This window comes from Roseinatronobacter bogoriensis DSM 18756 (assembly GCF_004366635.1).
Lineage (GTDB): Bacteria > Pseudomonadota > Alphaproteobacteria > Rhodobacterales > Rhodobacteraceae > Roseinatronobacter > Roseinatronobacter bogoriensis.
Genome location: NZ_SORN01000002.1, coordinates 296,256 through 308,285 on the forward strand (window position 1 = coordinate 296,256; position 12,030 = coordinate 308,285).

Here is a 12,030-nt window from a genome sequence, read left to right on the forward strand (position 1 = left end):
CCATCCTCATGCGCAACTATGTGCGCTTCGAAAATTCTGTCTCGCCGCCCTCGGCAAGGGTTTTGGCCTGTGCGATCCAGTCGTCACGTTCGATACGGCCCTTGAACTTCAAGCGCGTATCAACCCAGGCAATCTCAGCCGGTGTCCAGCTTGCAATCTGCCAATAATGCCAGACGCCCAACTCATTAAGCACCCCTTCCAGCTTGGGGCCGACCCCCTTGATCTTCTTCAAGTCATCCGCAGCGCCCCGCGGGCTTTTGAGCATCTCGGGTTCAGCCTCTGCCTCAGCGGCCCCTTTGGCGACCGCTTCGGGCTTGGCCTTGGGTTTGTCCTTGGCCGCTTGCTTGCTGACGCCCGTATCATCGACCGGCTGCTTTGCACCGGGCTTCGGTTCATTCTTTTTTACCGTAGCACTGCTGACAGGCTTGGGCTTGGCAGGCTTTTTCGCCTTGGCAATCCAAGGCGTGATCAAAGGCACTTCGGTGCCATCAATCCGCTTGAGCGTATCGCCGATCCGCGTTGCCAAAGCGACCGAACCATTTTGCGACTCGCCGGTAAATTCCTTCAGCGACGTCACACCGCCCAACGGTTCGGAAGCAAATCGACCGTTCTGAGGCCCCGGTGTCGGCACCTTGCCTGCGGCCATATCGTCAAGCAGTTTGGCAAAACCCTCGGCCGTCAGATCTTCGTAATAATCCTTGCCGATCTGCGCCATGGGCGCGTTTGAGCAAGCCCCCAGACACTCCACCTCTTCCCAGCTGAATTTGCCATCGGGCGACAACATGTGCGCGCGCGGTGCAATCTTCTGCTTGCACACTTCGATCAGGTTTTCAGCGCCACAAATCATGCAGCTTGTTGTGCCGCAAATCTGAATATGAGCAACAGAGCCAACAGGTTGCAGCTGGAACATGAAGTAAAATGTCGCCACTTCCAGCGCCCGGATATAAGCCATACCCAGCATTGACGCGATATGCTCGATCGCGGGTCGGGTCAGCCACCCCTCCTGTTCCTGAGCGCGCCACAGAAGCGGAATAATCGCGCTAGCCTGACGGCCTTCGGGGTATTTGGCAATCTGCCCTTCGGCCCATGCCTGATTGGCAGGCGTGAAGGCAAAGCTTTCGGGTTGGTCTGGGTGCAAGCGGCGCAGCATTAGCGGTCAATCTCTCCGAACACGACATCCATTGTGCCGATAATGGCGGCCACATCGGCCAGTTGGTGCCCTTTGGCAACGTAATCCATGCTTTGCAGATGCATGTATCCCGGCGCACGGATCTTGGCGCGGTAAGGCCGGTTGCTTCCATCGGCGACCAGATAAACGCCGAATTCGCCTTTTGGCGCTTCTACAGCGGCGTAAACCTCGCCTGCGGGCACATGGAACCCTTCTGTATAAAGCTTGAAGTGATGGATCAGCGCTTCCATCGAGGTTTTCATCTCTCCGCGCGGTGGCGGTGTGATCTTGCCCCGCGCCAGAACATCGCCCTGCCCTTCGGGTTCGCGCAACTTTTCAATGGCTTGCTGCATAATGCTGACACTTTCGCGCATCTCGGCCATGCGGCACAAATAGCGGTCATAGCAATCACCATTCTTGCCCACCGGGATCTTGAAGTCGAATTCGTCATAGCATTCATAAGGCTGCGCGCGGCGCAAATCCCATGCAAGGCCCGATCCGCGCACCATCACCCCTGAATAGCCCCAATCCAGAATATCCTGTTCGCTGATAATCCCGATATCGGCATTGCGCTGCTTGAAAATCCGGTTCTCGGTCAGCAACCCGTCAATATCATCCAGCATTTTGGGGAATTCATGCGTCCAAGCCTCGATATCGTCGATCAGGTCAGACGGCAGGTCCTGATGCACGCCACCGGGCCGGAAATAGGCCGCGTGCAGGCGCGCACCACAGGCGCGCTCGTAAAAGATCATCAACTTCTCGCGTTCCTCAAACCCCCAAAGCGGTGGCGTCAAGGCACCCACATCCATGGCCTGCGTGGTCACGTTCAACAGGTGGCTTAGGATGCGCCCGATCTCGGAATACAACACCCGGATCAGCGAGGCGCGGCGTGGCACCTCTACCCCGGTCAACCGCTCGATCGCCAGGCACCAGGCATGTTCCTGATTCATTGGCGCCACATAATCCAGCCGGTCGAAATAAGGCAGATTCTGCAAATAGGTGCGGCTTTCCATCAGCTTTTCAGTGCCACGGTGCAACAGCCCGATATGCGGGTCACACCGATCCACAATCTCGCCGTCCAGTTCCAGCACAAGGCGCAAAACACCGTGTGCTGCCGGGTGTTGAGGGCCGAAATTGATGTTGAAATTGCGGATCTTCTGTTCGCTGGTCTGCGCGTCTTCAAACCCCTTGGAGCCGTCCATCATTTCTGACCCTCCGTCTTGCGCGGCATATCAGATATGCGGTCCCAGAACCGCCGCCGCAGAAATGGCAATGCCAAAAGCGGGCCAAAGATCGCAAGCCAGAACCCTCGCTTGAGCGCGGTCATTTCGCAGCCTCCTTCTTCTCGTCACCGGGAAGAATGTAATCAGCCCCTTCCCAAGGGGACATGAAATCAAACTGCCGGTATTCCTGCACCAGTTGCACAGGCTCATAAACGACGCGCTTGAGTGCGTCATCATACCGGACTTCGGTATACCCTGTTGTCGGAAAATCCTTGCGCAACGGATGGCCACGAAACCCGTAATCCGTCAGGATACGACGCAAGTCCGGATGGCCAGAGAATAGAAGGCCAAACATATCAAATACTTCGCGCTCGAACCAATTGGCTGATGGATAAAGCGCCGTTAATGACGGGGCAATTTCATCTTCGGCCACAGGCACTTTCACACGAATGCGGTGGTTCAGATACATTGACAGGAAATGATACACCAACTCGAAACGCGGGCGCCGCCCGGGCCAGTCAACCGCCGTGATGTCAACCAGCGTCGAGAATTTCAGGCTTTCATCCTGCTGCAAATGACGCACCAGCTTTACCAGCTGCGGCGCAGTCGTCCTGATTGTCAATTCTTCATTCGCAATTTCATGGCTGACAAGCGCATCGCCCATGCGCATTTCAAGCATGGCGGCCAGTTCTTTCAGTGCATCCGACATCTCCGCGCCCCCTTACCTGACCAATGTCCCGGTGCGGCGAATTTTCCGCTGCAACTGCAATATCCCATACAGCAACGCCTCAGCCGTTGGCGGGCAGCCGGGCACATAAATGTCCACCGGTACGATCCGGTCGCACCCGCGAACCACTGAATAGCTGTAATGGTAGTACCCACCGCCATTCGCGCAAGAGCCCATCGATATCACATAGCGCGGCTCTGGCATCTGGTCGTAAACCTTGCGCAGGGCCGGCGCCATCTTGTTGGTCAGGGTTCCCGCCACAATCATCAGGTCCGACTGGCGCGGGCTTGCGCGGGGTGCCGTGCCAAAACGCTCCAGATCATAACGCGGCATGGAGGTATGCATCATCTCGACCGCGCAGCAGGCTAGACCAAACGTCATCCAGTGCAACGAGCCATTGCGCGCCCAGTTGATGATATCTTCGGTCGAGGTCAGCAAGAACCCCTTGTCCTGCAACTCTCTGTTCAGCGTCTGGGTCGCAACCTCGCGGTCAGCACCCGCTGTATTCGCTCCGGTCATCACTCCCATTCCAGCGCTCCCTTCTTCCATTCATAGGCAAAGCCTACGGTCAGAACCCCAAGAAAGACCATCATCGACCAGAAACCCGTCATTGACATATCCGAGAAGGCCACGCCCCAAGGGAACAGAAAGGCAATCTCCAGATCGAAAATGATGAACAGGATTGCCACCAGATAGAAGCGCACATCGAATTTCATGCGCGCATCGTCAAATGCGTTGAACCCGCATTCATAGGCCGAGACCTTTTCCGGGTCGGGGTTGCGCACCGCAATCACAATCGCGGATAACATCAGAAGCAACCCAAGGGCCACCGCGATGGCAAAAAAGATCATGATCGGCAGGTAGGATGCGAGTAGGTTTTCCACCATTGGCTCCTTCTTCGCGCGGCGGGTGGCAAAATGTGCCGCGTATTGGCTGCCCTTCATCTACTCTCGTCAATAAGCAGGGTCAACTGAACTAGACGCGACGCAAGCCGAAAAACGCGCTTTGGAATACGTTTGTATACGGAAAAATCAATTAATATTGCAGACAACCCTGCGACAAATGGCTTGGATTTGCCAAATGCCCCCAGCGCCCATGAAGATGTGATTCCACGTCAGGTCACTCTGCCCAGTCCGGTTTGCGGCGCTCGAAAAACGCGGCAACCCCCTCGCGCGCCTCTGGCCCCTCCCAACAGGCGACCAGTTCCCTGATCGAATGCTCGACCGCATCCGCACCGATACCCGCCCCCAAATCCTGTGCCAGCCGCTTTGCGCGCGCAACTGCGCCGGGTGCGCAGTCCAGATAGGGGGCTATCTCGGCCTCTATGGCACCATCCAGCGCATCAAGCGGTACTGCGCGCGCCAGTAGCCCCAGTTCCATAGCCTCCGTCGCATCGAATATACGCGCCGACATGAACACGCGCCGCGCCATCGCCTCCCCCATACGCGCCAGCACATATGGCCCGATGGTTGCGGGGATCAATCCAAGCCGTGTCTCGGTCAGGCCAAATCGCGCATCTTTCACGCCGATTGCGACATCACAGACCGCCATCATTCCCACACCACCGCCAAATGCTTGCCCCTGCACCTTGCCGATCAACGGTTTGGGCAAGCGATTAAGCGCGCTCAGCATCGCGGCAAGTTTGCCTGCTTCAACCGCGCGTGTTGCGCTGTCGGCACGCATCTGGTCCTGCATCCAGCCCAGATCCCCGCCTGCGCAGAAACTCTTGCCGAGCGCGCGCAGAACCACCACGCGCACGTCTTTATCCTGTGCCAGAATATCAGCTGCTTGTGTCAATTCCGCGATCATGACGGCATCCAGCGCGTTATGCTTCTCTGCGCGCGCCAAGGTCAGAGTCGCGACCCCACGCGCATCTGTCGAAATCGAAATCGTCTGAAACATCAGCCCTCTCCTCGACACATGTCTTTGGCCATCCGGGCTGCTTGTGCCAGCACGTCGCGGTTCAGCCCGGTCCGCCAGCCCATTCCGGTCAGCCATTCATGAACAAGCTCGGTCGCCACATTGCCCGATGCGCCAGGCGCATAGGGGCACCCGCCCAGCCCACCAACGGCGGCATCAAAAACCCGCACCCCCTGCGCAAGCGAGGCTTCGATATTCGCCAGCGCCATGCCGCCCGTATCGTGGTAGTGTCCGGCCAGTTGTCGCGCAGGCACCTCTTGCAGGACAGCGCGCAGCATCATGTCAATGCGCTCTGGAACCGCCTTGCCAATCGTGTCCCCCAGGCTGATCTCGTAACATCCCATCGCCAAGAGCTGCCCGGCAAGACGCGCCACTGCCGCAGGGGGCGTTGGACCGTCAAAGGGACAATCGCTCACACAGGAAATATAGCCTCGTACCGGGATACCCGCCTGCCCTGCGGCCTGCATCACAGGCGCGAACCGGGTCAGGCTGTCCGCAATTGAACAGTTCAGATTGGCCCGGCTGAACCCTTCCGAGGCAGAGGCAAAGATCGCGACTTCATCCGCGCGCGCGACAAGGGCAGCATTCAAGCCGATCAGATTTGGCGTCAGCGCAGCATAGCGCACCCCGTCCCGGCGTTTGATCCGGCGCAAGACATCACCTGAATCTGCCATCTGTGGCACCCATTTGGGGCTGACAAAACTTGCAATCTCGATCCGGCGAAAACCGGCATGGCTCAGGCAATCGACAAGCGCCACCTTCTCCTCGGTCGGGATCAGGCGCTTTTCATTCTGCAATCCATCCCGTGGCCCGACCTCGAATATCTCGACCTCGTTCATCTGTCTTCCTTCTCGGGCTGCGGATAGAACGGACGCGTGTAGATTTCGGCAACCCCATCGCGTGCAAGAGCGCGCTGAAAGGCGGGCCTTGCCTGACAGTTTTCCAGATAGGCAGCCGCCCCCGGCGGCAATATGACGAAGCGCTGCGCAATCCAGACGGCATAACCCGTTGCGATATCTGCCACGGTAAAGTCTCCCGCCGCCCACTCGGGCCCGACGGCGCGCAACGCCGCCTCAAGTCGCATCGCTTCCAGCCGCATCACGGTGTCTGAGCGCATCCACGCCTCGCGCAGGACAATATGATGCTGCGTCAGATTGGCCAGATGCGCGCCAAGGGTTTCTGCATAATGCAAAGCTTGCAAAAACTGTGCCCGACCTGGCTGCCCTTCTGCCACACGTAACTGTCGCCCATGCCCTTCCGCGAGATACAGCAAAATCGCGCCGCTCTCACACATCTCAAGCCCATCCACTTCCAGCGCGGGAACGCGCCCGGCTGGAGAACGCGCCAGATGATCGGGCGCGCGCAGGGACTTGTCGAAAAAGGAACAGCGCCGCAACTCATAGTCAAGGCCCAACTCCTCCAGCGCCCAAAGCACCCGAAAAGAACGCGATTGGCTGACATGCCAAAGCCGGATCATGGATTGCCCCCATTTTCTTGCCAAAAATACTCAAGACCCGGCCTGAAACATTGTGCAACATAACAGGATAGGCGCAAAATCATGCCTCATCCTCCAGCACCACCAAGGCCGTCCCCGCCTCGACCTGCGCACCGGGCTGTGTCAGAACTTCGGCGATAGTGCCTGCGCGCGCAGCCGTTAAGCTGTGCTCCATTTTCATTGCTTCCAGAATCGCAAGACGGGTGCCGACCTCAACCGTATCGCCCGCAGCGACAAATACCGCCTTGACAAGACCAGGCATGGGGGCAAGCACCAGAGCCGAGGCGGCCTCCGCGCCTGCCTTGCGCTCTAGCGGATCGCGCAAAACAAAGTCACAGGATGTCGCCCCGAACAAGGTAATGCGCCCTTCTGCGCAAAGCCCGCGCACCAGACCTGGCGCGCCCTCAACGCGCAAGGCGTCGCCCTGTGCACGCACCGATATGTCGCGGTCATCCAGCTTGATGCGCGCTTGTCCGGGGCCCGTCACCGCTATGCGCAACGGGCCCACATCTTCCAGATCAACCGACTGCCAGATCAGCCCGGACTGTGAGAAACCTGTCAGCGGATCGGTCAGATACGGCAGATCTATCGCCAGTGCCGCAGCCGCCGCAATTTGCCACAGTTCCGGTTTTGCGTCACGGCACAACATGTCAAGATCGCGCGCGATAAGCCCGGTATCCACATCTCCGGCGCGAAAGCCGGGATGACGCGTCAGGGCCGACAGAAAGCCGAGATTGGTCACTGTTCCTGAAACTTCCGTGTCAGCCAATGCCGCTTCCAGACGTTTCAATGCGACCACCCGCGTCGGGCCAAGCGTGATGACCTTGGCAATCATCGGGTCATACCAGGGGCTGATCTCGTCGCCGCTGCGAACCCCTGTGTCATTGCGCGCGACCTCACTGAACCGCAAGTGCCGCAAATGCCCTGTCGCGGGCAGGAATCCTGCAGGCACATCTTCGGCATAAAGGCGCGCCTCGAACGCGTGGCCCGATATCGACAGCGCACCCTGCGTCATCGGCAGCCCCTCGCCCGCAGCAACCCGCAACTGCCACTCGACCAGATCAATCCCGGTAATGGCTTCGGTCACGGGATGCTCAACTTGCAGCCGGGTGTTCATTTCCATGAACCAGAACGCGTCAGGGCGCAGACCGCGCGCACCATCGACAATGAATTCGACCGTGCCCGCCCCCTTATAGCCAATCGCCCGTGCGGCGCGCACCGCAGCCTGCCCCATCTCGGCGCGCATTTCCTCTGTCATTCCCGGCGCGGGGGCTTCCTCAATCACTTTCTGATGGCGGCGCTGAAGCGAGCAATCACGCTCGAACAGATGTACGGCGTCCACACCATCGCCAAATATCTGAATCTCGATATGGCGGGGCTTGAGGATGAATTTTTCGACCAGCACAGCATCATTTCCAAATGCGGTCGCAGCCTCGCTTTTGGCACTGCTGAGGGCCTGGGCGAAGTCTTCCGGGCGTTCAACCAACCGCATCCCCTTGCCACCGCCGCCGGCAACCGCCTTTATCAGAACCGGATAGCCAATCGCATCGGCAGCCCCTGCAAGATGTTCCGGTTCCTGATTGGCACCATGATAGCCCGGCACCACAGGCACGCCCGCATCCTGCATCAGGGCCTTGGCGGCATCCTTCAGGCCCATTGCGCGAATGGCGCTTTGGGACGGGCCGATAAAGACCAGACCAGCTTCCTCTACCGCCGCGACAAATTCGGGGTTTTCCGACAAGAAGCCGTAACCCGGATGAATCGCCTGCGCGCCCGTATCAAGGGCCGCCTGAATGATTGCCTGCCCGCGCAGATAGCTGTCGCGCGGGGCAGGCCCGCCAATCGCCACCGCCTGATCGGCAAGTGCGACATGCATCGCCGCCTTGTCTGCCTGAGAATACACTGCTACGCTTTTTACCCCAAGCGCGCGTGCAGAGCGAATGATGCGGCAGGCAATTTCACCGCGATTGGCAATCAAAATCTTGTCGAACATGGGTCGAATTTCCTTTGGTCAGCGCCGGGGGGCCAGCCCCCCGGACCCCCCGGAGTATTTGAAGCAAGAAAATGAACCCTCTGTCCTCTCTGTGCTTTCTGATTTGTCTGCCCCGGGGGGGTGGGGACATCTACATGCGGAAAACGCCGAAGCGGGTCTGGTCGATGGGCGCATTCAAGGCCGCCGAAAGCGACAGGGCAAGTATCTCGCGGGTTTGACGCGGATCGATGATCCCGTCATCCCATAGTCGCGCAGAGGCATAGAGCGGATGCGATTGTCTTTCGAACATCTCGATCGTCGGTCGTTTGAATTCGGCTTCGTCTTCAGCACTCCAGCTTTCGCCAGCGCGGTCCAGCGCATCGCGTTTTACCGTGGCCAGCACCCCTGCCGCCTGAGCGCCGCCCATGACCGATATCCGCGAATTCGGCCATGTCCAGAGAAAACGGGGGCTATAGGCACGCCCCGCCATGCCATAATTCCCCGCACCAAACGACCCGCCGACCAGCAGGGTGATCTTTGGCACGGATGTCGTCGCCACCGCTGTCACCATCTTGGCCCCGTGGCGCGCAATGCCTTCATTCTCGTATTTGCGCCCCACCATAAAGCCCGTGATATTTTGCAAGAATACCAGCGGGATGCGGCGCTGGCTGCACAGTTCAATGAAATGCGCACCCTTCACCGCCGCTTCGGAAAATAGCACCCCGTTATTGGCGACAATCCCGACAGGGCAGCCCATGACATGGGCAAATCCTGTGACCAGCGTCTCGCCAAAGCGGGGTTTGAATTCATCAAAGCGCGAGCCATCAACCACACGCGCAATCACTTCGCGAATGTCATAGGGCGTGCGCAGATCCGCAGGCACAACGCCGAAAATCTCGTCCGGGTCATAGGCCGGGTCTTCGGGGGTTTGCCACTGCACGGTTGCAGGCTTCGTGCGGTTCAGGTGACTGACCGCGCGGCGCGCCAGTGCCAGTGCATGGGCGTCATCTTCGGCCAGGTAATCGGCCACACCCGAGAGGCGGGTATGCACGTCGCCCCCACCCAGATCTTCGGCAGTGACAACCTCGCCGGTGGCGGCCTTGACCAGTGGGGGGCCAGCCAGAAAAATCGTGCCCTGATCCTTCACAATGATGGTCACATCCGACATCGCAGGCACATAGGCCCCGCCAGCAGTACAAGACCCCATCACAACCGCAATCTGCGCGATCCCTTTGGCCGACATTTGCGCCTGATTGTAGAAGATGCGTCCGAAATGGTCGCGGTCGGGGAACACCTCATCCTGATTGGGCAGGTTGGCCCCACCGCTATCGACCAGATAAATGCAAGGCAGATGGTTTTCGGCCGCAATTTCCTGCGCGCGCAGATGTTTCTTGACCGTCATCGGGTAATAGGTGCCACCCTTCACAGTGGCATCATTACAGATAATCATGCATTCCTGCCCGCTGACGCGGCCAATGCCCGCAATCACCCCCGCACAGGGGGCCGCACCACCGTAAAGCCCATGCGCCGCCGTGCTGCCGATTTCCAGAAAAGGGCTGCCCGCGTCCAGCAGATTGGCCACACGATCACGTGGCAGCATCTTGCCGCGCGACACATGACGGTCGCGCGCTTTTTCGCCCCCGCCCATACGGGCAAGGGTTCGCGCTTCCTCAATCTCGGCCAGGGCGGCAAGATGGGCTTCGCGATTGGCGCGGAACTGGTCAGAGCCGGTCAGCACGTTTGATGTCAGTTTCATTCTGCCCCTCCCTAGCGCCCTGCGTGGAATACCGACCACAGATATACCGTCTGCTCTGCCGTCATCTGCATCATGCAGCCCAGAAAGGCGGGGCTGGAGCCGGTGCCGCCATGCCATTGTGCCGTTTCAAACCCGCAGCGCGCATCCCGAAAGCCGATCCAGCCGCGCTGCATATCGCGCAGCGCATCAGCCAGCGCGGGCGCACCCTGCAAGCGGTTCGCATCTTGTTCAAGATACTCGCTGCGCAAGGTCTGATAGGCTTTGTTCAGCTTTACGTCCCACTGATCAAACTCGCCTTCAAGGCAGAACGCCATGCCCGGCGTCGTCTCGCCCATGGGTTGTTCCATACAGCCATAAGCCGCGCGTCCAATGCAGTCAGACGATGCGGCAGGGTCTTCCAGCGAAGCAAGACACGTTTCCAGCGGGGTGGGATCAAAGCGCATCTCCTGTGCTGTAACCGGCATCGTCCCCAGCACCAGAGCGGCGCAGGCTGACCCTGCCAGCACCTTCATTGCATGGCCCCCATCAATTCACGTCCCACCAGCATTCGCCGTATCTCGGACGTGCCCGCGCCAATTTCCATCAGCTTGGCATCGCGGAACAGGCGGCTGACCGCGCTGTCATTCATGAAACCGGCCCCGCCCATGGCCTGTACGGCCTGATGGGCCTGCTTCATGGCCTCTTCAGACGCATAGAGCACGCAGGCCGCAGCATCGGCGCGCGTCACCTCGCCCCGGTCGCAGGCTTTGGCGACCTCATAGACATAAGCGCGGGCCGAATTCATCGCGGTATACATATCGGCGATCTTGCCCTGCATCAGTTGAAAGCTGCCAATCGGCTGGCCGAACTGGTGACGGTCGCGCAAATAGGGCATGATTTCATCAAGGCAGGCCGCCATGATGCCGGTGCCGATGCCTGACAGCACCACGCGTTCATAATCCAGCCCGGACATCAGCACGCGAACACCGCGCCCTTCCTCTCCCAGAATATTTTCGAAAGGCACTTCGACATCCTGAAACACCAGCTCGGCAGTGTTGGACCCGCGCATCCCCAGCTTGTCGAAATGCGGACTTGTCGAGAATCCGATCATCGACTTTTCGATCAGAAACGCGGTGATCCCCTTCGACCCCGCCTCTGGGTCGGTCTTGGCATAGACAACCAGCACATCAGCATCAGGTCCATTGGTGATCCAGTATTTCGTGCCGTTCAGAATGAAGCGGTCATTCTTCTTCTCGGCGCGCAGTTTCATGCCCACGACATCAGACCCGGCACCCGCCTCTGACATGGCCAGCGCACCGACATGTTCACCTGAAATCAGCCGAGGCAAGTAGCGCGCGCGTTGGTCATCTGTGCCATTAAGCTTGATCTGGTTCACACAAAGGTTGGAATGGGCCCCATAAGACAGCGACACCGAAGCAGAGGCCCGGGCGATTTCCTCTACCGCAATGACATGTGCCAGATAGCCCATGCCAGCGCCGCCCATATCTTCGGGCACTGTAATGCCCAGCAGCCCAAGATCCCCCATCTCGCGCCACAGATCATTTGGAAAGGCATTGGTGCGGTCAATCTCTGGGGCCATCGGCTTGACGCGCACTTGCGCCCAGCGATGCACCATGTCGCGCAAGGCATTTATATCCTCGCCCAGATCAAATGTCATTGATGCCGTGAACATTACACCCCCCTATAAATGAACACTTGTTCATTTCTTAAGCGCGACCTACCCCATTCGTCAAATGAAATCAGATGCCCCGGTTGCGCTTGGTTCAACT

Annotated in this window: 13 protein-coding genes; all 13 read right to left on the reverse strand. The window is 58.9% G+C overall.

Annotated elements, in window-relative coordinates; translation table 11 throughout:
- Positions 1–16: 16 nt before the first annotated feature.
- Positions 17–1,150 (reverse strand): NADH-quinone oxidoreductase subunit E, encoded by a 1,134-nt coding sequence (locus EV660_RS06130; RefSeq protein ID WP_071480845.1) that lies wholly within the window; start codon positions 1,148–1,150, stop codon positions 17–19.
- Positions 1,150–2,373 carry an NADH-quinone oxidoreductase subunit D gene (locus EV660_RS06135; protein WP_084634904.1) on the reverse strand — a complete coding sequence of 408 codons (1,224 nt, stop codon included), beginning with the start codon at positions 2,371–2,373 and terminating at the stop codon, positions 1,150–1,152. Before EV660_RS06135 ends, EV660_RS06130 begins: the two co-directional genes overlap by 1 nt.
- Positions 2,370–2,495, reverse strand: coding sequence for a hypothetical protein (locus tag EV660_RS19005; protein WP_260162096.1), 126 nt, complete (start codon positions 2,493–2,495; stop codon positions 2,370–2,372). Before EV660_RS19005 ends, EV660_RS06135 begins: the two co-directional genes overlap by 4 nt.
- Entirely contained in the window at positions 2,492–3,100 is a 609-nt protein-coding gene (locus EV660_RS06140; protein WP_071480847.1) for an NADH-quinone oxidoreductase subunit C, read from the reverse strand. The genes EV660_RS19005 and EV660_RS06140 overlap by 4 nt, the downstream gene beginning before the upstream one ends.
- 12 nt (positions 3,101–3,112) lie before the next feature.
- The gene (locus tag EV660_RS06145) at positions 3,113–3,646 is read right to left on the reverse strand and encodes a NuoB/complex I 20 kDa subunit family protein (protein WP_184409747.1); all 534 of its coding nucleotides are present in this window, start codon (positions 3,644–3,646) and stop codon (positions 3,113–3,115) included.
- On the reverse strand, positions 3,637–4,005 hold the full coding sequence (locus EV660_RS06150; protein ID WP_221232249.1) for an NADH-quinone oxidoreductase subunit A: 369 nt from the start codon (positions 4,003–4,005) through the stop codon (positions 3,637–3,639). The genes EV660_RS06145 and EV660_RS06150 overlap by 10 nt, the downstream gene beginning before the upstream one ends.
- 232 nt (positions 4,006–4,237) lie before the next feature.
- The gene (locus tag EV660_RS06155; protein ID WP_071480848.1) at positions 4,238–5,020 is read right to left on the reverse strand and encodes a crotonase/enoyl-CoA hydratase family protein; all 783 of its coding nucleotides are present in this window, start codon (positions 5,018–5,020) and stop codon (positions 4,238–4,240) included.
- Entirely contained in the window at positions 5,020–5,877 is an 858-nt protein-coding gene (locus tag EV660_RS06160; protein ID WP_071480849.1) for a hydroxymethylglutaryl-CoA lyase, read from the reverse strand. Before EV660_RS06160 ends, EV660_RS06155 begins: the two co-directional genes overlap by 1 nt.
- Positions 5,874–6,515: a glutathione S-transferase family protein gene (locus tag EV660_RS06165; protein WP_071480850.1), complete on the reverse strand. Its 642-nt coding sequence runs from the start codon at positions 6,513–6,515 to the stop codon at positions 5,874–5,876. The genes EV660_RS06160 and EV660_RS06165 overlap by 4 nt, the downstream gene beginning before the upstream one ends.
- A 79-nt stretch (positions 6,516–6,594) precedes the next feature.
- Positions 6,595–8,526 (reverse strand): acetyl-CoA carboxylase biotin carboxylase subunit, encoded by a 1,932-nt coding sequence (locus EV660_RS06170; protein WP_071480851.1) that lies wholly within the window; start codon positions 8,524–8,526, stop codon positions 6,595–6,597.
- 130 nt (positions 8,527–8,656) lie between these two features.
- On the reverse strand, positions 8,657–10,261 hold the full coding sequence (locus tag EV660_RS06175; protein WP_071480852.1) for a carboxyl transferase domain-containing protein: 1,605 nt from the start codon (positions 10,259–10,261) through the stop codon (positions 8,657–8,659).
- Positions 10,262–10,272: 11 nt separating this feature from the next.
- On the reverse strand, positions 10,273–10,773 hold the full coding sequence (locus EV660_RS06180) for a lysozyme inhibitor LprI family protein (protein WP_071480853.1): 501 nt from the start codon (positions 10,771–10,773) through the stop codon (positions 10,273–10,275).
- Positions 10,770–11,933: an isovaleryl-CoA dehydrogenase gene (locus EV660_RS06185; protein WP_071480854.1), complete on the reverse strand. Its 1,164-nt coding sequence runs from the start codon at positions 11,931–11,933 to the stop codon at positions 10,770–10,772. Before EV660_RS06185 ends, EV660_RS06180 begins: the two co-directional genes overlap by 4 nt.
- Between the last annotated feature and the right edge of the window lie 97 nt (positions 11,934–12,030).